The organism is Streptococcus sp. S1 (assembly GCF_034137685.1).
GTDB lineage: Bacteria > Bacillota > Bacilli > Lactobacillales > Streptococcaceae > Streptococcus > Streptococcus dentalis.
This window is the reverse complement of record NZ_CP139418.1, coordinates 662758-684709: the sequence shown is the minus strand read 5'-3', so window position 1 is coordinate 684709 and position 21952 is coordinate 662758. Positions and strand designations below refer to the sequence as shown.

At 42.7% G+C, this 21952-nt stretch carries 20 protein-coding genes; 4 read left to right on the top strand and 16 right to left on the bottom strand.

All coding sequences use genetic code 11. The features are described 5' to 3' along the window. Positions 1-171: 171 nt before the first annotated feature. Positions 172-867 carry an LrgB family protein gene (locus SM121_RS03325; RefSeq protein ID WP_270299924.1) on the bottom strand — a complete coding sequence of 232 codons (696 nt, stop codon included), beginning with the start codon at positions 865-867 and terminating at the stop codon, positions 172-174. Next, complete coding sequence (locus SM121_RS03320; RefSeq protein ID WP_037615613.1) at positions 860-1240, bottom strand: CidA/LrgA family protein; 381 nt, start codon at positions 1238-1240, stop codon at positions 860-862. Before SM121_RS03320 ends, SM121_RS03325 begins: the two co-directional genes overlap by 8 nt. Positions 1241-1476: 236 nt before the next feature. On the opposite strand from SM121_RS03320, the gene SM121_RS03315 reads away from it, so the two are divergent. Together SM121_RS03315 and gla are read left to right on the top strand one after the other, a co-directional pair. Further along, on the top strand, positions 1477-2649 hold the full coding sequence (locus SM121_RS03315) for a BaiN/RdsA family NAD(P)/FAD-dependent oxidoreductase (RefSeq protein WP_195487304.1): 1173 nt from the start codon (positions 1477-1479) through the stop codon (positions 2647-2649). A gap of 121 nt (positions 2650-2770) precedes the next feature. Further along, positions 2771-3643, top strand: a complete 873-nt coding sequence (gene gla, locus SM121_RS03310; RefSeq protein ID WP_195326997.1) for an aquaglyceroporin Gla — start codon at positions 2771-2773, stop codon at positions 3641-3643. A gap of 49 nt (positions 3644-3692) precedes the next feature. On the opposite strand, the gene SM121_RS03305 is transcribed toward gla, so the two are convergent. The 9 genes from SM121_RS03305 to SM121_RS03265 form a co-directional block, all read right to left on the bottom strand. After that, the gene (locus tag SM121_RS03305; protein WP_195623436.1) at positions 3693-4355 is read right to left on the bottom strand and encodes a hypothetical protein; all 663 of its coding nucleotides are present in this window, start codon (positions 4353-4355) and stop codon (positions 3693-3695) included. Between the two features lie 103 nt (positions 4356-4458). Next, positions 4459-4785 (bottom strand): AzlD domain-containing protein, encoded by a 327-nt coding sequence (locus SM121_RS03300; protein ID WP_272157484.1) that lies wholly within the window; start codon positions 4783-4785, stop codon positions 4459-4461. Continuing rightward, positions 4772-5467: an AzlC family ABC transporter permease gene (locus SM121_RS03295; protein WP_320911145.1), complete on the bottom strand. Its 696-nt coding sequence runs from the start codon at positions 5465-5467 to the stop codon at positions 4772-4774. Before SM121_RS03295 ends, SM121_RS03300 begins: the two co-directional genes overlap by 14 nt. A 218-nt stretch (positions 5468-5685) precedes the next feature. Continuing rightward, the gene (tsaD, locus tag SM121_RS03290) at positions 5686-6696 is read right to left on the bottom strand and encodes a tRNA (adenosine(37)-N6)-threonylcarbamoyltransferase complex transferase subunit TsaD (RefSeq protein WP_320911144.1); all 1011 of its coding nucleotides are present in this window, start codon (positions 6694-6696) and stop codon (positions 5686-5688) included. Continuing rightward, positions 6686-7123 carry a ribosomal protein S18-alanine N-acetyltransferase gene (gene rimI, locus SM121_RS03285; protein ID WP_320911143.1) on the bottom strand — a complete coding sequence of 146 codons (438 nt, stop codon included), beginning with the start codon at positions 7121-7123 and terminating at the stop codon, positions 6686-6688. The genes tsaD and rimI overlap by 11 nt, the downstream gene beginning before the upstream one ends. After that, positions 7120-7803, bottom strand: coding sequence for a tRNA (adenosine(37)-N6)-threonylcarbamoyltransferase complex dimerization subunit type 1 TsaB (tsaB, locus tag SM121_RS03280; RefSeq protein ID WP_320911142.1), 684 nt, complete (start codon positions 7801-7803; stop codon positions 7120-7122). The genes rimI and tsaB overlap by 4 nt, the downstream gene beginning before the upstream one ends. A gap of 312 nt (positions 7804-8115) precedes the next feature. Continuing rightward, the gene (locus tag SM121_RS03275; RefSeq protein WP_320911141.1) at positions 8116-9123 is read right to left on the bottom strand and encodes a hypothetical protein; all 1008 of its coding nucleotides are present in this window, start codon (positions 9121-9123) and stop codon (positions 8116-8118) included. 146 nt (positions 9124-9269) lie between these two features. Beyond that, the gene (locus SM121_RS03270; RefSeq protein ID WP_320911140.1) at positions 9270-10259 is read right to left on the bottom strand and encodes a hypothetical protein; all 990 of its coding nucleotides are present in this window, start codon (positions 10257-10259) and stop codon (positions 9270-9272) included. A 212-nt stretch (positions 10260-10471) separates the two neighbouring features. Further along, positions 10472-10774 carry a phosphoglucomutase gene (locus SM121_RS03265; RefSeq protein ID WP_320911139.1) on the bottom strand — a complete coding sequence of 101 codons (303 nt, stop codon included), beginning with the start codon at positions 10772-10774 and terminating at the stop codon, positions 10472-10474. A gap of 154 nt (positions 10775-10928) precedes the next feature. On the opposite strand from SM121_RS03265, the gene SM121_RS03260 reads away from it, so the two are divergent. Together SM121_RS03260 and rnjA are read left to right on the top strand one after the other, a co-directional pair. Then, positions 10929-11159, top strand: a complete 231-nt coding sequence (locus SM121_RS03260) for a DNA-directed RNA polymerase subunit epsilon (protein ID WP_003008866.1) — start codon at positions 10929-10931, stop codon at positions 11157-11159. A 3-nt stretch (positions 11160-11162) separates the two neighbouring features. Next, positions 11163-12845: a ribonuclease J1 gene (gene rnjA / locus SM121_RS03255; RefSeq protein ID WP_003003107.1), complete on the top strand. Its 1683-nt coding sequence runs from the start codon at positions 11163-11165 to the stop codon at positions 12843-12845. A gap of 252 nt (positions 12846-13097) precedes the next feature. On the opposite strand, the gene glnA is transcribed toward rnjA, so the two are convergent. The 5 genes from glnA to SM121_RS03230 form a co-directional block, all read right to left on the bottom strand. Continuing rightward, on the bottom strand, positions 13098-14444 hold the full coding sequence (gene glnA / locus SM121_RS03250) for a type I glutamate--ammonia ligase (RefSeq protein WP_320911138.1): 1347 nt from the start codon (positions 14442-14444) through the stop codon (positions 13098-13100). 39 nt (positions 14445-14483) lie between these two features. After that, positions 14484-14843 (bottom strand): MerR family transcriptional regulator, encoded by a 360-nt coding sequence (locus SM121_RS03245; RefSeq protein WP_003008872.1) that lies wholly within the window; start codon positions 14841-14843, stop codon positions 14484-14486. Between the two features lie 67 nt (positions 14844-14910). Beyond that, complete coding sequence (locus tag SM121_RS03240; RefSeq protein ID WP_320911137.1) at positions 14911-15444, bottom strand: FUSC family protein; 534 nt, start codon at positions 15442-15444, stop codon at positions 14911-14913. A gap of 268 nt (positions 15445-15712) precedes the next feature. After that, complete coding sequence (locus SM121_RS03235; protein ID WP_118227805.1) at positions 15713-16912, bottom strand: phosphoglycerate kinase; 1200 nt, start codon at positions 16910-16912, stop codon at positions 15713-15715. Positions 16913-17115: 203 nt separating this feature from the next. Beyond that, positions 17116-21924 (bottom strand): endo-beta-N-acetylglucosaminidase, encoded by a 4809-nt coding sequence (locus SM121_RS03230; protein WP_320911136.1) that lies wholly within the window; start codon positions 21922-21924, stop codon positions 17116-17118. Positions 21925-21952 lie beyond the last annotated feature (28 nt).

Below are 21952 nucleotides of genomic sequence, written 5' to 3'. Positions count from 1 at the left end.
ATTCCTTCCAACTTCTGAAATTTACAGTTCATTATACCATTTTTTAGACGCTTGGAAAAGCTTTGGATAGTAATCATGAAAAGCTTCTTTCACTCTAGATTGATTTTTAAGCTTTCACTACAAAATGAAAGAGACCCTTCTTGAGCCTCTCTCAGAAAATAATAAAATGTATTAGGATAAAATCATCGAAGCCACAATTGGACTAATGAATACATACAAAATTCCTGTGATCCCTATTGCCAATCCTGCCATAGCACCGGCCACATGACCATACTTAAACGCTGTCCCTGTTCCTACTGCATGTCCAGTTCCTCCAAGGGCTAAACCAATAGCTACTGGATCTTTTATTTTTAACAGTTTCAATATCGTTGGACCCAAGACACTTGTTAATAATCCAGTTGCTACAACTACCACAAGAGTGATGGTCGTAATTCCTTGCATTTTTTCAGTAATCCCAACTGCCATTGCAGTCGTAACCGATTTTGGAAAGAGTGAAATAGCTAGAAAATACTTCATCCCAAATGCTTTCGCAATCAAGGCTGTAAAAATCGTATTCACAATAACTGCTACTGTTGAGCCGATCAAAATACTCCGTGCATGATGCTTCATCAAATGGAAACTTTTATAGAGAGGAATTCCCAAGGCGACTGTCGATGGTCCAATCAACTGATTTAACAGGGAACCACCGACATAGTAATCTTTATAAGAAATTCCTGTAATCATTAAGAATAAGATAACGATTGCTGTAGCCACTAAAAGTGGCGTTGTTATTGGATGGGGATACCTGCGGAAAATTAACATTCCAATCAAATAAGCCCAAATAGATAAGACAATCCCAAATAAAGGATTACTCGCAAAATTAGCCATGCTTGCGTCCCCCTTCTGGATAATCACCCTCAAAACGATTTTTTATAAAACTAACCACGATTGCAATTAAAGCCACATTGATGACCAAGGCTCCAAGTAGAATCAACATGATTGGAAACAGATAAGGCGCAATCACATGAAACTTATCCATAATACCGACCGCAGGAGGAAGAAACAGAATCGTCATGTTAGCTAACAAAAAATTTCCTACCATATTGACGTGGCGCATGCGTAATAATTTAAACTGCAATAATAAAAATAGGATCAACAGCCCGATCATACTCCCAGGAATTGGTAAGTGCAACCCATCCGAAATGATTTCACCAATTAATGAAATCGTGAATATAATCGTCAGTTGTACATATAATTTCATCTTCATCTCCCTTTTTATGGATCATTTCCAATAAGAATTCGTATCCTCGATTCTGCTGACTTAGAAGTAAACATCCATTTATCCCTATCAGTTTACTCCTTTTCGGAAAATTTGCAAGCTTTTTTCTAAAAAAATAAAACAAATTACCAAAAATTGAAGCTACTATTTTGATTCATGACATCCATTTTATGATACAATGAAACCAAAAACGGTTAAGTTACCAAGAAAGGATCTACATGACTCACTTTCACACCATTGTCATCGGTGGTGGCCCAGCAGGTATGATGGCGACCATTGCCAGCGCCTCTTATGGCCAACCTACACTACTGATCGAAAAAAATAAAAGGCTCGGTAAGAAACTTGCTGGTACCGGAGGAGGTCGCTGTAATGTCACGAACAACGGAACCTTAGACGATTTGATGGCCGGTATCCCTGGAAATGGGCGCTTCCTTTACAGTGTGTTTTCCCAATTTGATAATCATGATATCATCCAATTTTTCACCGATAATGGCGTCAAGCTAAAAGTCGAAGACCATGGCCGGGTCTTTCCTGCTAGTGATCAATCTCGCACCATTATTCAAGCCTTAGAGAATAAGATCCTTGAGCTAGGTGCTAGCATTGCCACCAACTGTGAAGTGGTTTCTGTCACCAAGCCCGAGGACGTCTTTATCATCAAGTCTTCTGAGCATACGTGGACAGCTGACAAGCTAGTCGTTACAACTGGTGGCAAATCTTACCCATCGACTGGCTCTACGGGTTATGGGTATGAGATTGCCCGTCACTTCAAGCATACCATCACCGATCTCGAAGCGGCAGAGAGTCCTCTGTTGACAGATTTTCCCCATAAGGCCTTGCAAGGAATCTCGCTAACAGATATCACACTGAGCTATGACAAACACATGATCACCCACGATCTTCTCTTTACTCATTTTGGACTTTCGGGTCCTGCAGCTCTTCGGATGTCCAGCTTTGTTAAGGGCGGGGAAATCTTGTCTCTGGATCTCCTGCCAACCACTTCTTCTCAAGATCTAAAAGACTTCCTCGAAGAGCATCGAGAAAAGGCCATTAAAAATAGCCTCAAAACCCTTCTTCCTGAGCGTCTAGCTGATTTCTTAGCCCAAGGATTCCCTGAAAAAGCCAAACAGCTGACTCCTAGTCAGACAGAAGAGCTGATCCAAAAGATAAAAGAAATGCCCATTCCAGTCACTGGTAAGATGTCTCTAGCCAAATCCTTTGTGACCAAGGGAGGGGTTAGCCTCAAAGAAATCAACCCTAAAACCTTAGAAAGTAAGCTAGTTCCTGGACTCCACTTTGCAGGAGAGGTCCTCGATATCAATGCCCATACAGGCGGTTTTAATATCACATCCGCCCTCTGTACCGGTTGGGTAGCAGGAAGCCCTCATTACTGATAGAAATTCACTAACTTTATTATTCATCTATTGAAATAAAATTTTTAAAAATTCTTTACAAGTTAGTATTTACTTGATAGAATGGATTGGTATAAAATTTATAAAGGAGATTATTAGAATCATGGATTTTGATTTTAGTGTTAAACTCATGACTGAGTTTTTCGGGACAGCATTGCTACTTATTCTCGGAAACGGTGCTGTTGCAAACGTTGAATTAAAAGGAACTAAAGGTCATCAAAGCGGATGGCTTGTCATTGCGATCGGGTACGGAATGGGTGTCATGATGCCAGCCTTGATGTTTGGTAACGTTTCAGGAAACCACATTAATCCAGCCTTTACTCTTGGACTTGCGGTTAGCGGACTCTTCCCATGGGCCAATGTTTTACCATACATCGCTGCTCAACTTCTTGGAGCTATGTTTGGACAATTGGTTGTCGTTGCAGCTCACCGTCCATACTATCTCCAGACTGAAAATCCTAACAACATCTTGGGAACATTCTCAACGATTTCTAGTTTGGATAAAGGAACTCCTGAATCACGTAAGGCTGCTACCATCAATGGTTTTATCAACGAGTTTGCAGGATCTTTCGTCCTTTTCTTTTGTGCACTTGGATTAACCAAGAATTTCTTCGGTGCAGAAGTTGCAGGCCTTGCACAAAAAGCTGCTACTGAACAAGGAGGAGTCTTCGATGCTACCTCAACAGCAGCGAAATTGGCTTTATCACAAGCACATGCCCCTGGTCTAGGAATTGCTCACTTGGCCCTTGGTTTCCTTGTTATGGCTCTTGTCACATCACTCGGTGGTCCTACTGGACCTGGTTTGAACCCTGCACGTGACTTTGGTCCTCGTTTGGTTCACGCCTTCCTTCCAAAGTCTGTCTTAGGAGAGCACAAGGGTGATTCTAAATGGTGGTATGCTTGGGTACCCGTTGTAGCCCCAATTCTTGCTGCTATCTTAGCTGTACTATTGTTCAAAGTTATCTATCTTGGATAATCTAATGACTAAAAAGACGAACTCGATGTCCTATCGAGTTCGTCTTTTTTTATTGTTCTTTGGTTAATGAAAAGCGGAAATCGTTGTATTTGGTGTAGTCAAATTCTGTATTGAGATCTGTTGTAAACACAATCGGTGTATAGTGTCCTTCTTCCAAGATAAAACCAGGTTCAAATCGGAAGTTGGCTCCACCTAAGCCTGTAATCCCAGGGAGCAAGGCATCAGCCCCATCAAAGCCTTCAACATTCCAATAGTAGATATTTCCAGTCGCTTGGACAGCTTTTGCTGTATAGGTCGCTGTCCGAGTTGGTTCGCTATCATTTTTGAAGCTAACCACTGTTGTCACATTACCATTGGCATCCACTGTCATTTTAATCGCATCTGCTTGTGGACTAGATCCTACCCAAGTTCCCACCAGTTCTGCAGGAACAGTAGCTTGCGTCGTAGCAGACGCATTCTCGCTCTTACTAGAGTCTTTTGTAGCTGTCGCGCTACTTGCTTGAGTCGAAGAGCTAGCTGTATCTTTTTCCTGAGAGGAAGATGCTGCACTCTTTTTGCTAGTACTTTTGGCTTTTTTCTCTACCTTGCTGGTAGATGCTTTCTCGGATGAGGAAGCTGTTTTTTTATCCTTTGCACCACAACCACCGAGAGCTAGACCAAGTGAAGCAGCTACCAGAACAGCGGCACTCCAACGGAAGATTGATTTTTTCATAAGATCACCTCTTTATCTTTATGACTCCCATTATACTCTAATTATTACAAAAATCAAGTTTTTTTTGTAATAATTGTCATTTTTCTGTAACATATTTTTGTATTTAAAATACCAATCGTAAGAGGGCGATCAAGACAATCCCAAATAAGACGGTTCCCATCAGGTTTTTGTAACGAAAGGCTACAAAGAGACTGGGAATAGTCACCACGAGGTCCAACCAGTGGAACTGAGGGAGGTTTCCCATTTTCCCATCTACTAAGCTCGATAACACCAAGGCAAAGATAATGGAAATGGGTAGGTATTTGAGAAAGCGGGTCACAGGATCCGGCAGTCCCTTGTATTTGACTAAGAGAAAGGGCAAGATCCGAGGAATCCAGGTAACGAGGGCTGAGGCCAGAATGGCCATGAAGATAGAACTATTCACGCGCATCACAGACCACCCCCACAAAACAGCCGATCAAGGTCGCAGCTAGCACAGCTAGCGGTTGCGAAACAAAAAAGAGTAAGAGAAAGAAACTCACTGCTACTGCTAACAGCACCATGAGCATAGTCTTGGTCTTTTCTGTCAGTTGCATTCCTTGAAACTGGGCTGCAAAAATCCCAATAAACATAGCCACTAAAGCAAAATCAAGCCCAAAAGCCTTTGGATTAGGTAGGAGAGATCCTAGAGCTGTTCCGATAACTGTCGCACTGATCCAGGCCACATAGCCTACTAGATTGTTCCCATGCATCCAAGGAACTGTAATGGTGTCCGTTTTTAACTTCTCACTCAAGTAGACCCCATAACTCTCATCGGTCAGGAGACTTCCAATCCCGATGGTATGAGCAAGGCTAGCATCCTTAAAGTCAGACGACGTATGCAGACTCATCAACATATTACGGAGATTGATCAAACACACCGTCAAAGCCATATTCAAGATCGAAGAGTGGGCCGCAATCAGAGAGATCATCGCAAACTGGGCCGCCCCAGCATAGACCAAGACACTCATCAAGGCCATCTCTAAAGGAGAAAGATAAGGAGACGCCACAACACCACAAGCCATGCCAATACTGATATAGCCCAAAGCCGTCGGAAGTGCGTCCCTCACCCCCTGCCAAAAATCTTTTTCCACTCTCTCACTCCTTTCTGAATCATTGACCTCTATTATAACACAAGAAAAAAGGTTGAAAAAGGACAACTGAGAGAGAAAGCTTTATAATCCCAGCCCTCCTCAATCTTTTATTCCTTCTATCATACCGAATTTTCTTTCGACTCGCAAATTCGCTACTAGTTGGTGAGACCCCAGCAAAAAAGCCATTGGACCTTGCACATCCAATTGGCTCCTTTTTCTTATTCGATTCCTTCAAAGGCCAGGCTTGGCTTAGCATTGAGATCTAAGCTAGCAAAATTTCCCTTATTCCACTCGCTGACGCTGGCATAGGCGATCATCCCTGCATTGTCCCCACAGAGGCGCAGAGGCGGAATGATGACCTTAACATCGGTGATCTCAGAAGTCAAGCGTTCACGAAGACCTTGGTTGGCTGCGACCCCACCAGCGACGACTAAGGTTTTGACTGGGTATTTCTCCAAAGCCTTCTTAGTCTTGGCCATGAGAATGTCTAAGACAGCTGCCTGAAAGCTTGCAGACAAGTCTGCATTGGAGAGACTTTCACCTTTTTGCTCGGCATTATGGTGCAGATTGATAAAGGCTGATTTGAGCCCTGAAAAAGAGAATTCCAGATTGTCTTCCTTGATCATGGCCCGAGGAAAATCGTAGATATCAGCCCCTTGGTGGGCCAGCTGATCAATCTCACGTCCTGCTGGATAGGTCAAGCCCATGACGCGCCCGACCTTGTCATAAGCCTCTCCGACAGCGTCATCACGTGTCTCTCCAACGATCTTATAATCACCAGCTTCACTGACGTAGACTAGCTCGGTATGTCCTCCACTCACCAGCAAGGCCAAAAGCGGAAACTCTAAAGGCTCCACGCTTTGAGCGGCCATCAAGTGCCCTGCCATATGATTGACAGGAATCAAAGGGAGTCCATGCGCCCAGGCAAAGGCCTTGGCCGCTGCTAAGCCGACCAAGAGAGCCCCAACCAGACCTGGACCGTAGGTGACAGCCACAGCTGTGACATCGGCTTCTGTAATGCCGGCTTCTTCTAAGGCTTCTTCAATACAAGCGGTGATGACTTCCACATGGTGACGAGAGGCTACCTCAGGTACCACCCCACCAAAACGCTTGTGACTTTCGATTTGACTGGCAATGACATTGGACAAGAGTTGGTCGTCATTTTTCAAGACAGCCACGCTGGTCTCATCGCAAGATGTCTCAAAAGCCAAAATATATCTATCTTTCATTTGGGTTCCTCTTCATGATCACAGCATCCTCTATGGGATCGTGATAGTAGTTTTTCCTCCGTGCAATTTCTTCAAAATGCATTTTTTTGTATAGGCCTTGGGCCGATTGATTGGACACGCGCACTTCTAAGAAAATCTCTTTTTGGTCCGGCAACTGCGCAAGTAACTGCTGAGCTAAGCCTTGGCCTTGAAAGGCGCGCTTGACCGCAATCTGTAAGACCTCTGCTTCATAGAGAGTCTCTTGAATGGCGACAAATCCAAGGACTTGCCCCTCATCCACAGCTAGGAAATAGAAGGTCGATTCCTGCTCTAAATCAGCTTCAATCTGCTCCAACTTCCAGGGACTTGCTTCATAGACATCTTCCATCACAGCGAGAATGGCAGCTGCATCCTGGACGCTCCCTTTCTTGATTGTTCCTTTCATCATAGGCGCTTGATGTAAGAGGTCGTTGTTTCCGTGTGGTCTTTGAGCCAATTTTCCTCTGCTTCGACCCGTTTGAGATAATGAGGAACAAAATCATGGAGGCTAACAGGCGTTTTTTTGAGACCGAGACGTCCGATTTTCACTGCATCTGGCAAGGTTTCATAGTAAGTAGCACTTGGCAGGCTAGAGGCAATCTGCTCCTTAAAGGCAGTGACTTCTCCGACAAAGGTGACCTGCTCACTCGTCGCTGCATGCTCTAGGACTTCCTCAAATGGAAAATGTCCTTCTGGTGCGATCAGCTGATCATCTTGGTAAAAACCTGCATAAACGTTGTTCCGACGGGCATCCATGACAGGAACAACCAAACCTTCTAGATCATCTGGCACTAGGGCTAATAGGCTCGAAACCCCGACCAATTCAATCCCTAAGGTATGAGCCAAGGTCTTTGCGGTTGCGACCGCAATGCGCAGTCCAGTGTAACTCCCAGGACCTTCTGATACCACGATACGATCCAAGTCCTTGGGTGTCAAGTCGATTTGGTGCATCAAAAAATCGATGACCGGCATCAAGGTAATACTATGATTCTTTTTAATGGTTAATGTTGTTTCTGCAAGTAGAGTCTCATCTTCTAATATCGCTACAGAAAGAGCCTTACTCGAGGTATCAAATGCTAATAATTTCATCTTTTCTCCTCATTGTCTGCTTCATATTATACTACAATTAGGCACTAAACGGTAGAGGAAGGTTTCTCTCCCTATTCCTTCTATAAAAACCCTCCCTTCTGCCATCAGATCCGCTTCCAACTTTACTTGTAAATGACTACTAATTGTACCGAATCAGGGCAAGATGAAACAAGAGTGGAGTTTCAGAACATAGAGAGATTTTTTACGATTACATGCAATCATTGTGCCTTAAATAAACAAGTTATTTTGAAATAATCTTGGTAAGAATAGATCCAATAAAACCGGTCCTAAATGAGGGTACCGGTTTTTCGATTATTGATTTTTTTGAAATTTTACTTCATTCGCCTCAGTGGCTGACTTAGAGTGAATTTGAATGAGAGCAAGTAAATTGGTAAGATCAATACTTGTTTTTCCATTTTCATCAACTTTAACAGCTAGATAATATGGGCCACTAACGTAAAATTCTCCACTTCCTTCGACGCCAAACGATCCATCCCCTTTAAATTGTACAGTTGCTAAAGTGAAAATAGTTCTCATAATCAGGTTCTTATTATAATCTTGTCCAGATGATTTTTCTGTTTCTTCCTTAATTTCATTAAGGAAAGCCTGATTATTTTTTTGTTCTTTTGAATAATGAACTTGCGTATCTCCTTCCATGCTAGGAGCATTATACTTCAAGTACACCATATCGCCTTCAACTTTATAATTGAGTAATTCATATGCACCTGCTTGAGCCAGTGAGTTCGTATAAATTTTTAGCTTCATTGGTCCGTAAACCTTAATTGGATAAGTGACACCATCTAATTCGGCGGTCGCATCGTTATTGAATGTTGGATGATTTTTAGTAATATCTTCAATCATATACTCATTCCAAATTTTTTCATAGAGTTCCTTCTGATTGGATACTCCCGCAGCTTGGAGTAAATCTCCAATATTTGATTGGTCTACATATACAGCATCTAATAATTTTAACGCAGCAAGGACTTTGCTATCTGTAATCTCACTCTTTGTTTTTTGCAGATTCCCAACTGCGTCTAATACTGACGCGGTCAACTTAGTAACTCTCTTTCCTTCTATGTCATAAAATTCTCGTTTATAGTCTTTTAACCCTGCTCCTACTAAGTTCCAGTCGAATGCAGCACCTGGATTTTTGCTGTCAGTTTTATACTCGCTAATAGATGGTGTTTTCTTTTTTGTTGAAGATTTAGTTGTCTTTACTTGACTCGTTTCATTATCCGTCTTTGTTTTTGAGCAACCTGCTACTAATAGTGATAATAGCGCAGTACCTCCTAATAAAAAGCGCTTTATTTCTTTCTTCATAAACTTCTCCTCTTTTTCTTTATAACTTGTGTACTTCATCACAATGTATAATATAAATTTATTGTAACATATTGTTTCCCCTTTTACAACATTTCCTCCAAGTATAAAAAAGCCCCACTATTGTAGGAGCTTTATGATCATTTTTCTTATTCAAATTTTGCTTTATTAGCTTCATTTGCTGGCTTCAAATCGATTTGTAGAAGGTTCACCAAGTTCTTATCATCAATGGTTGTATTACCTTTATCGTCTACCTTAATCGCTAAATAGTGATTGTTTTTATCGTAATAATCCATTCCTTCTAAGTTGACATAGCCATCTCCTCTAAATCCAACGGCTGCTAATCGGTAAATAAATTTATACAAGAGCGCTTTTGTAAAGTCTGTTTGTCCGACTTTTTGTGCATCTTGAAGCATCCCCTCAAAGAACGCTTTATTATTTGTTTGATAGCTTGCTTGTACTTCATATTGGTAAGTGTCAACACGTGGTGCTTTTAATTTCAAGTATACTGTATCACCTTCCACTTTATAATCTTCAAGCGTATAGGCCGCAGCTCTTCCTAAGGCATTCGTATTTACCTTTAAGTACATTGGGCCGTATACTTTAATTGGATACTTCACTCCTTGATACTCCACTTCCCCGTCATTTGTATATGTTGGGCGTGCTTCCTTCAAGAAGTTCACCATGTAATCATTCCAAATACGTGTGAAGAATTCTTCTTGGCTTGATGTCCCTGTTGCTTTTAGTAACACATCAAAGTTTTCTTGATTTACAAAAACTGCATCTACAAGTTTTAAAGCTTCTTTAACTTTTTTGTCAGTGATGCTCTTTTTCTTTTCATTCAAGGCATCTACTGCTTTTTGCACACCATCCAATTTCTTCGTAACTGTTTTACCACTATTTGTTTCGACAAAAGTTTGTTCGTATTTCGTCATTGGTGCGACTTTTGCATTCCAGTCAAAAGATGCTGCTGGATTTTTACTATCTGTTGTATATTCGACTACTGCTTGTTTCGTCGTTTTTGCTTCAGTTGTTTCCTTTGCTGATTCTGGTGTTGTTTTAGACTGGGAACATCCTGCCACTACTAAAGATAGAATTGCCACACTCCCTGCTAAAAACCGTTTTGTTTCTTTATTCATAAATGACTCCTCTCCACTTACATAGAGCTTTTTTCACGATTATTTATGATTATTATACCACAGTCCTTTTGCCTTCAAGATAATTTCCTGAAAATCCCAGTTATACCAAAAAACTACGTACATCGAAAAAGCAACCCACCGTCGTGAGTGTGCTCATTTCATTGATTATTATAATTTTTTTACATTGGCTTCTAACGCTGCTACTTTTTCTTTTACAGTAGCTTTGCTATCAGATTTTGCACTGATATAGACTTGATTTTTGCTTCTGTTCCACTTGAGCGAACGATAATCCCATATCCATCTTCTAAAATAGATTTCAATACTTTTGAAGTTGGATGTCTGATTTTAGAAACGACTCCATTGGTATCTTTATAACGTATACATAATTTTACAAGATATCCATAACTTTCTTCAAAACCGAACACGAAAAGATGTTTTCCTATTTCTTTGACGTGTTGAATTCGTCTGCTTGCTTCCTTACATACCATTCCCTCTATAAAACTTCCGTCTACCAACAGTTCGCTTGCATCTTTTCCTTAGAGCCTATTTATGGTATAATGATAATTAATTGTATCGAATCAGGTCCACTAGTTGCGAGTAGGAAACTCTAGTGATTTCACTCCTTCGCAGCTAACAAATGGACCGAAATAATGAAAGGAAAATTACTTCATGATTTATAAAGTTTTTTATCAGGAAACAAAAGACCGGAACCCTCGTCGTGAAACCACGCATGCACTTTATCTCGATATTGATGCACCAAATGAACGCGAAGGACGCATCCAAGCACGTCAATTGGTTGAAGCAAACACAGATTTCAACATTGAATTTATCACACCACTTTCTGAGCAACACCTTGCTTACGAGAAAGAGTCAGGTGCTTTTGAACTAACGGAGTACTAATCCATGGCTTATACCTTAAAACCTGAAGAAGTTGGTGTATTTGCCATTGGTGGACTTGGAGAGATCGGGAAAAATACCTACGGGATCGAATACCAAGATGAAATCATCATTGTCGATGCCGGGATCAAATTTCCAGAAGATGACCTCCTTGGGATCGACTATGTAATCCCAGATTACTCTTATATCGTTGATAATATCGATCGCGTCAAAGCGGTCCTCATTACCCATGGACACGAAGACCACATCGGTGGGATTCCTTTCCTTTTGAAGCAAGCCAATGTCCCTATCTACGCAGGACCTTTGGCACTCGCCTTGATCCGTGGAAAATTAGAAGAGCACGGTCTTCTTCGTGATGCCAAACTCTACGAAATCAACCAAAACACTGAGCTTCAATTTAAAAATCTTAAAGCAACCTTCTTCCGTACGACTCACTCGATTCCAGAACCTTTGGGAATTGTGATTCACACCCCTCAAGGAAAGATTGTCTGTACCGGAGACTTCAAATTTGACTTCACACCTGTTGGGGAACCGGCTGACCTCCATCGTATGGCGGCCCTTGGGGAAGAAGGCGTTCTCTGTCTGCTTTCAGACTCAACCAACGCGGAAATCCCAACCTTTACTAACTCTGAAAAAGTGGTTGGCCAATCCATCATGAAGATCATCGAAGGCATCCATGGGCGCATCATTTTTGCCTCCTTTGCTTCGAATATCTTCCGTCTCCAACAAGCTGCTGAGGCCGCTGTTAAGACCGGTCGTAAGATCGTCGTCTTTGGACGCTCGATGGAAAAAGCCATCGTCAATGGAATCGAGCTTGGCTACATCAAGGTCCCTGCTGGAACCATTATCGAGCCAAATGAGATCAAAGACTATGCGGCCAATGAAATCCTGATCATGTGTACAGGAAGCCAAGGAGAGCCAATGGCAGCCCTCTCTCGGATTGCCAACGGAACGCACCGCCAAGTGCAACTCCAACCAGGAGATACCGTGATCTTCTCTTCTAGTCCAATTCCTGGAAATACAACCAGTGTGAATAAATTGATCAATACGATTTCCGAAGCGGGTGTAGAGGTCATTCACGGGAAGATCAACAATATCCATACCTCTGGACACGGGGGGCAACAAGAACAAAAACTCATGCTCCGCTTGATCAAACCAAAATACTTCATGCCTGTCCATGGTGAATACCGGATGCAGAAGATCCACGCAGGACTTGCGCGTGATTGCGGAGTGGAAAAAGATAATATCTTCATCATGAGTAATGGTGATGTCCTTGCCCTTACAGCCAACTCTGCTCGTATCGCAGGAAGCTTCAATGCTCAAGATATCTATGTCGATGGAAATCGTATCGGTGAAATCGGGGCTGCTGTCCTTCGTGACCGGAGAGACCTTTCCGAAGACGGTGTCGTGCTTGCCGTTGCGACTGTCGACTTCAAATCGAAGATGATCCTGGCTGGACCAGACATCTTGAGCCGTGGTTTTATCTACATGCGTGAATCAGGAGATCTGATTCGTGAAAGCCAACGCATTCTCTTCAATGCTATTCGTATCGCCTTGAAGAACAAAGATGCCAATATCCAAACCGTCAATGGTGCGATTGTTAATGCCCTTCGCCCATTCTTATACGAGAGCACGGAACGTGAACCTATCATTATCCCAATGATTCTCACGCCAGATGACGAAAATTAACAAAACAACCAGTTGAGACCACTGTTTCAACTGGTTTTATGGTGACCTTTTGAGGATAAAAAAGAGAGTGGGACAGAAATCGGTAATTCGTTAGAATTCGATTTCGTCGTCCCACCTCCGCACAGTTGAGTAGGGCTGTAAAAGCTGATGAAATCAGCGTAGTAGAGCCCACTCAACCACTGCGTCTTGCTCGACAATCCAAAAATAATTGAGAGACTAGGACTTTTGTCCTAGCCTCTTTACTCTTGTTTCTTAATAAAGATCTAAATAGTTGTCTACTTCCCATTGGGATACGAAGGTCGCATAGCTTGCCCATTCGATTCGTTTGGCTTCAAGGAAGCTGGTGTAGATGTGTTCACCCAAGGCAGCTTTCACCACTTCGTCTTCTGTCAAGGCTTTCAAGGCATTGTGAAGGGTAGAAGGGAGATCTGTGATTCCAGCTGCTCTACGTTCTTCCGGTGTCATCACATAGATATTTTCTTCGATCGGAGAAGGTGCTTCGATTTTATTTTCAATCCCGTGAAGGCCGACTTCAAGCAAGACTGCCAAGGCTACATAAGGATTGGCCATTGGGTCTACGGAGCGCAATTCCAAACGAGTTCCCATCCCACGTGAGGCTGGTACACGTACCAAAGGGGAACGGTTGCGACCTGCCCAAGCGATATAAACGGGTGCTTCATATCCAGGAACCAAACGTTTATAAGAGTTGACGGTTGGCTTGGTCACGGCTGTAAAGTTGTAGGCATGCTTGATCAAACCACCTAAGAAGTGATAAGCAGTTTCTGACAATTGCATTCCACGTGGATCTTCTGGATCAAAGAAGGCATTGTTGCCATCTTGGTCAAAGAGAGACATATTACAGTGCATACCTGATCCGGCAATTCCAAATTTTGGTTTGGCCATAAAGGTTGCATACAAGCCGTGTTTACGAGCGATGGTCTTCACAACGAGTTTAAAGATTTGGATCTTGTCACAAGCGCGGAGAACTTCGTCATATTTGAAGTCAATTTCATGCTGACCAACGGCTACTTCGTGGTGGCTGGCTTCTACTTCAAAGCCCATCTTTGTCAAGACATTTACGATTTCACGACGAGTGTTATCTGCAAGGTCTGTTGGAGCCAAGTCAAAATAGCCACCTTTATCGTTTACTTCAAGAGTTGGATCTCCATTTTCATCCAACTTGAAGAGGAAGAATTCTGGTTCTGGTCCAAGGTTAAAGGATTTGAAGCCAAGTTTTTCCATATGACGAAGGGCACGTTTCAAGTTGCCACGTGGGTCTCCTGCAAATGGTTCCCCTTCTGTCGTATAGACATCACAGATCAAGCCAGCTACGCTACCATTTTCATCTCCCCAAGGGAAAACTGTCCATGTATCCAAATCTGGGTAAAGATACATATCTGACTCGTTGATACGGACAAATCCTTCGATAGAAGAACCATCAAACATGGCTTTGTTTGAAAGAACCTTGTCCAGTTGCTCATCGGTAGCTGGAATTTCGACGTTCTTCATGGTTCCCAAAATATCAGAGAACATCAAGCGAATAAAAGTAACATTTTTTTCTTTTACTTCACGGCGAATATCTGCAGCAGTAATTGACATTTTTGTCTCCTTAAAATAGATTACAAGCTTATGAAATGATCAACGAAATTGACCATATGGCGATGGGGAAGATGTGAAGCGACTTTGCTGAAGAATGTCACGATGAAGAGCCTTACGGATCTCTTCTTGACTGACAACCTTGGTTTGCTCTTGCTCTTTTTCCGCATATTTCTTCTTAATATCCGCAATATTGAAGCCATCTGAGATATAATCTTTGATCTCAAGCAGGCGGTCCATATCGTCCAACGAATACATGCGGCGATTGCCTTCTGTCCGATCAGGAGAAATCAATCCCTGATCTTCATAATAACGAATCTGGCGAGCTGTCAAGTCGGTCAGCTTCATAACACTGCCAATCGGAAAGACTGCCAGCGAGCGTCGTAATTCCTTTTCCTTCATACCATTCCTCTTTCTATTCTATTATATCGAAAAAAAAATCTATGTCAAGATTAAATGTTATATAATCTTACATAGGTTTTTTGTGTTTCTTGAGAAAATCGCGAATGTGATCCACATCCGAATTAACCAAAATCGCAACGAAAACGCCAATAAAGGTCTCAAATATTCGGGCAAAAACATACAAGAAGGTTTCTCCGTTAGGAATCGAGAGGGTAATGATCAGCATTGCCGAAACTCCTCCGATAATTCCTGCTTTGTTATTCATAGCGACATTTGTCATAATGGTTAACATGGTCGCAATGGGTACAAAAATAAGAGTCACCCAATACGCCCCATGAAAGAGCGTTTTTAAAAGGAAGAACAACACGGCATAAAAACCTCCGATACTGTTGCCCATGACACGCGAAGCCCCGAAGTGGACACTCTTATCAAAGTCTTCCCTCAAACTAAAAACAGCTGTTAACGTCCCGATCTGAAGGCCTCGCCAGCCAAATATTCCAAAAATAAGTAGTACAATAAAAACGGCAATCCCTGTTTTAAAGGTTCTCATCCCCAAACGGAATTTGGACCAATCAAATTTGTGTCGTTTAAAGTAATCCATGGTCACCTATCTTTCTATTTCTATTATTCTACCATATTTTCAGAAAGGAGAGAACAGTTATCAATAGAAAGAAAAAAGATAGCGGGACAGAAATCGGTAATTCGTTAGAATTCGATTTCGTCGTCCCACCTCCGCACAGTTGAGTAGGGCTGTAAAAGCTGATGAAATCAGCGTAGTAGAGCCCACTCAACCACTGCGTCTTGCTCGACAATCCAAAAATAATTAAGAGGCTAGGACTTTTGTCCCAGCCTCTTTCATTCTATTTAGATTATTTGTCTGTAAGAGCAGCCAATCCTGGAAGTTCTTTACCTTCAAGGAGTTCCATAGAAGCACCACCACCAGTAGAGATCCATGAGAATTTGTCTGCACGGCCAAGGTTGATCGCAGCAGCAGCTGAGTCACCACCACCGATGATTGATTTAACGCCTGGTTGTTTCACGATAGCGTCCATCACACCGATTGTACCAGCTTGGAAGTCAGGGTTTTCAAATACACCCATAGGTCCGTTCCATACAACTGTTTTCGCACCAGTCAATTCTTGGTCGAATTTAGCGATTGATTTAGGACCGATATCAAGACCAAGGAATCCTAGATCTACTGCTTCACCTTCAGTGTCTTTCACTTCAGTGTAGTCAGCAAATGCGTTCGCTTCTTTTGAGTCAACTGGCAAGATCAATTTACCGTTTGATTTTTCAAGAAGAGCTTTCGCCACATCCAATTTGTCTTCTTCTACAAGTGAGTTACCGATTTCGATACCTTGTGCTTTGTAGAATGTGTAAGTCATCCCACCACCGATAAGAACTTTATCAGCTTTTTCAAGCAAGTTTTCGATAACACCGATCTTGTCAGATACTTTAGATCCACCAAGGATAGCTACGAATGGACGTTCTGGAGCTTCAACTGCTTCTTTGATGTAAGCAATTTCGTTTTCAAGAAGGAAACCAGCAACAGCTTTTTCAACGTTTGCTGAGATACCAACGTTAGATGCGTGTGCACGGTGAGCAGTACCAAATGCATCGTTTACGAAGATACCATCTCCAAGTGATGCCCAGTATTTACCAAGTTCAGGATCGTTTTTAGATTCTTTCTTGCCATCAACATCTTCGAAACGAGTGTTTTCAACCAAGAGAACTTGTCCATCTTCAAGAGCGTTAACAGCTGCTTCCAATTCAGCACCACGTGTAACACCTGGGATAAATTTCACTTCTTGACCCAATTTAGCAGCCAAGTCAGCAGCTACAGGAGCAAGTGATTTACCTTCTTTATCTGCTTCTTCTTTTACACGTCCAAGGTGAGAGAAGAGGATTGCACGTCCACCTTGTTCAAGGATGTACTTGATAGTTGGAAGAGCTGCAGTGATACGGTTATCGTTAGTGATCACGCCATCTTTTACAGGAACGTTGAAGTCAACACGAACGAGAACTTTTTTCCCTTTCAAGTCAACGTCTTTAACAGTCAATTTTGCCATTAGATATGACTCCTTCTTTTTTTAATACATGATAATTATATCACAAAAGCTGTAAAAGAGGTAGAAAAATCCAATGCTTTTCCCCTCTAATTCACAGGATCCGAACAACACTTCTAGATACAAGATCAAACCTCTCTGGTTTTCACCAGAGAGGTTTTTTTGAGAGTGACTTTTTTAGTGAACAAAAGAATCCTGTAAAAGACTTACTCTTCTTTCTTCTTACCAGCCAAGAGGAAGCCGCCTAAGGCTGCTAGAAGAACAGCTTCAGCTGCAAAGGAAGCTTCTAGGCTTGCCGTATTTGGCAAGTGTTCCGATTGACTTTCTTTGCTTGCATCTTTTGTTTCTTGCTGAACCGTTGGCTGTGAGTTCGTTCCTTGGTGGGTACTTAACAACTGATGGATCTCTTGATCGACCATATCCTTGTGCTCTTCCTCTTGATGATCCGGTTGAGTAGAAGTCGTTGGGGTCAACTGATCCACTTGAGAAGACTCTGTAGGCTTCAATGGATTAGATGGATCTGGAGTCACTGGGGCAGCTGGTTGGACAGGTTGATCTGGTTGATCTGGTTGAACAGGTTGATCTGGTTGAACAGGCTGATCAGGTTTAGCCGGTTCTTCTGGTTGGATCGGTTGATCTGGTCCTTCCGTTTTTGCTGGCTTGTAGACAATCGCATAGTGGGTAAAGTGAGGAGCTGTAAAGATGACCACATCTCCAACTCTCTCAAAGGCCAAGGATTGAGGAGCTTGACCTTCTGGGAAGAAGAGGACTTGCTCAACTTCTTTATCCTTATCCACAGGGATTTTCACAAGGGATGGATGGTGGGTATCGATATCCTGACCGCTTGCATCCACGCCTTCAATATCAAAGACGATTCCTTCTCGTCCCTTCAGCTCTTCTTTTTCTGCCTGGTTGGCTTCAACTTTTGCGACTTTTAGTCCTTTGACAACGGTTGGCTCTAAGTTGGAGAATTGAACTTCGACTCCAGTCGCAGGATCTACAAAGACCGCTGGCTTGTCTTCTTTCAGGAGCGCAATCAAGGTCTCTAGACCTGTCTTTGCGGTTGCAAGCGCTTCAGGAGTGAGCTCTGAAGAAGCTAGGAGCTCTTTATTTTTCTCAATCAGTGCCTGCAAAGCCTCACCAGAAGGGTGATTTGGCTTGCTTGCTAATAGAGCGGTCGCTTCTGTTGTTAGGGCAGAGAGAGCTTCTTTTTCTTTGACTAGATTGGCTTGACCATCCAAGGCTTTCAAGAGAGCGGTCAATTGGTTCAACTGCTCATTGACTTGATCTTGTGTGCTGGTGTCATGCTCTTTCAAGACTTTTTCAGAAGCAGCCATTCCAGCTAGCAAGGCTTCTTTGACTTCAGGACTGGCAAAAGTAAAGTCTACTTTGGCTTTTGCAGCTTCAGCTTCAGCCAATTTTTGCTTGAGGTATTCATCGTTGAGAGCTGGTTTTGGATTCACGAGGACATCAAAGCTTGTACTAGCTCCTTTGTAATGGACAGTGATAGTTTGACGACCTTCCTTGGTCGTATCAAAGCCAGTCACTTCCACCCCTTCATCTGTCAAGGCGTGCGTTTCAGTCGTTTCATCTTCAAAGACGACTTTAAAGCGTCCGCCTTCTTTCTCCAATGCTTCTCCGACAATATATTCCACTTTTGGTTTGTCAGTCAATTCTAGACCAGCAACTGCTTTTTCACCTGCTTCCTCTGCACTGACCACAAAAACAGTGAGGGTCTTATCCAATTTCTGACCAAGGTAAGAAACTTCTAGGTGTTGTTCTCCGAGCTTGCTACTGTCAAATCCATGAATCTCTATACCTGAGTTGGTGAGGTTGACCAGTTGATCTGCTTGGCCATCTTTATAATGAACGCGGAGAGTCGCCCCTTTCAAGGAAAGGGCATCGCCTTCCCGGTAGACCTTCTTAGTCAATCCATCTTCAAATTGAAGTCCCGCAATCTCTTTATCATTCTTTGGAACTTCGATCGCCAAAACATTACTGATATCTTTACCAGGAACTTGTGCGCGATAGTAAAGAAGAGACGGGGTTGATTCAAAAGCGAGCGGTTTAAAGATGAGATTTCCAGCTTGATCGGCTGTCATGGTCGCAATTGGACTAGTGGCTTCTTTATCGGCATAAAGAGTCAGAGTAGTATGAGCTGGGACATCTTTGAAACCGACTTGGACAAAATGATTACCTAGGTTTTGCGCTGCGGCATTTTTCATCGGAATGTTGACCGTCTCAGTATCTAGACTTTCATACATCTTCCAGTTGTAAATCCGGATGGCTTGCCATGGGGTGCCGTTATCTGCTGTAATGACATGGAGACGCCAGTCTTGAGCCTTGATCGGATGATCAAGTGTAATGTCAGACACATGGGCTTTATTGCCACGAACTTCCTTAGCGAGTTTCCATTCACCGGCTTCGTCCTTGTAGTAAAGGTCGAAGTCACGGGTATTCATCTTGCCATCATCGACAGATTCCCCACCAGCACCGGCATGGTCCATGACCCAACGAACAATGGTCCGAGGTTGTGTCAAGCGGATATCGACGGTTCCACTCAATTGAGCAGAAGACCATTTATCTGAAAGACTGGTAATGGTCCCATTTAACATGCCTTCAATGCCTTCACTACCATCCGCATCTGGGAAGCTCGAACCGATCACTTTCGCTCCAATGACCACGTTTGGTGCTAAAGCTTTTGGAAGACTGGTATCTGACACGGTCATGCCCCAATCAAAGGCCACAGTCCCTGCATCTGAACGTTGGCCGTTCTTCCCCACTGCCACAACCTTGAGGTCCTGAGTCGTTCCTTCAGCAATTGCTGAACGGCTAATTTTTGGTAGATAGACGGTTGTCGCAGAAGACCCTGTTAAAAGACGCCAGTTGTCGCCATCTTTTTCATAGACTTCATAATAATCCGCATCTGCTACCCCTTTAAAATTGAGGACTGCTTCTGCTTCTTGCGCATTTTGTAGACGTTTTGCTCGAACGGATACTTCTGCTGGAGTCGCTGGTTTCTCTTGGTTTGACGTAATCGACAATTGGCCGAGATTAAATTTGTAGTCTTTGACATCCGTATCATGGTCAAAGAACATCTTCACAGCATAAATGGTCTTGCCAGCCAAACTTCCCAAATCAAAGGTTTGAGTAGACCAATCCGCACTCGGTGTCAATTCTTTCCATTCGTATTCAGAGTAGTCTTCTTTGGTGGCAACAGCTACCCAAGCAGCTGCTCCGACCCCGCCCTTGTGAGAGACGCTCAACTTGGTCGTTTCTGTCACAGGGATCTTGGTCGAATAGAGCATGATATTTTGACTGCTATTGGCTTTTAAATCTCCTTCAAAGGCTAGAGAATTTCCTCCATTGTAGGCTTGATCAAAATCATAGCGACCTTTCAATGGTGTACTATCTTCACTATGCTCTACCCACCAACGCCAGGTTGGAAGGTAGCCAGAAACAGAACGGTAGTTCCACTCCCCTTCTTTAGAAATCTTGCCATCCACAAACCAGTGTTTTCCGTGTCCAGTATTGAAGGAAGTATTGAAATCTTCACTTGTAATAGGAGTTTTGTCCACTACTAGATTGGACATACCGTACCAAGATTGGTCTGCTGGTTTTCCTTTAGTCGGATCTCCTTGGAAACCTGTCCAGAATAGATCTTCATGGGTATGGTATCCTTCTCCAGTCTTTCCTAGACCTGTAATCGTATCTGGCGCATAAAGACCAAGGGATAGACGCAACTTGCCATGTTCATCTAAAATGGCATTCCAGTCTACATTAGTCTTATAAGAGCCTCCTTTTTGGAGCTCGAGTCCAGCAAGAACATCATAAGGATTCCGATTAATCCATTTGGCTGTACTGATGGAATAATCAACTTCTGATTTGCCCCAGTTAAAGTTAGCAAAGAAGGTATCAACTGGATTTTCCCCATTTTCTGGCTGCATGAAATTGTAGTTGTATTCTCCCAGCGCATTCTCATGGTAACGGCCATATTCATAAGTCATAGCATCATACCAAGAATACTTAATCGGATAGTTCAGACTTTTCGCATATTCCTTGGTATAAAGAAGAAAATCTCTCAATTTTGGACCCAATGGTTCTACAAGATTTCCAGTCGTTTCTTGGTTGATAAAGTAACCATCAAAGCCATAGTACTTGGCAAGTTCGACTAATTTACGGGCGATCGGGAAGGTTTTAGAGCCTTCACTATCTTCTTTCAAGGTTTCTGCAAAATGTTCTTGATCCTTGATGCTGCTAGACCAGTTATAAAAGATTGTTCCATAAATAGGAACCCCATTTCGGTGGGCAGCATCGATCACATCTGCTGATGGAACCAGCCCTTCCCAAAAGACCATGGAGTCCAAATATTGCCAGTAATCAAAAGCATAGGCCTTAAACTCTTCCCCTCCGACAGACGCATGATCCTTGGCTTTGGAGTTCATGTTTGACAGTGCTTGGATCTTCGCCTCAGGATTAGCTTGTTCATTAATTTGTTTCCCTTGAAAACGACTCGCAAGTGGGACGCTTGCTCTATTCATATCGTCATCCACTCGTTTTCCTGGTTCCCACTTCAAGAGATCTTCCCAGGTATCGAACTTAACTTCTTTGGGTCTTAATTGTTTTTCTTCATTGGTTGGTAAATCAGCCACTTTTTCAGCAGTAGCTTTTGGTTTTTCAGTCTCTAAAACAGCTGGAGTATCTGTAGTTGTCGAGCTAGCTTCTGTACTTGTAGGACTAGCCTCTGGAGTGAGCGCTTCTGCGGCTGGTTTTTCCGTTTCTGCAGAAGGTAAGACTGCATCTGCAGTATAGACGCTAGCTTCTCTCACTAGATGATTGACGTCTTCGGTCGTTGCTGAAGAGCTTTCCAAGGCTTGTTCACTAGTAGAAACCGCCTCATCTGCAGAGACAGCACCTGTTCCTAAAAATGCTAACCCAATCAATGCGGAGCAAACTCCCACACTGAATTTTCGTATACTAAATCGTTCTTTCTTTTCAAATAGATGACCTTTCATCTTGACCTCCTTGTATGGTTTTTTTCTT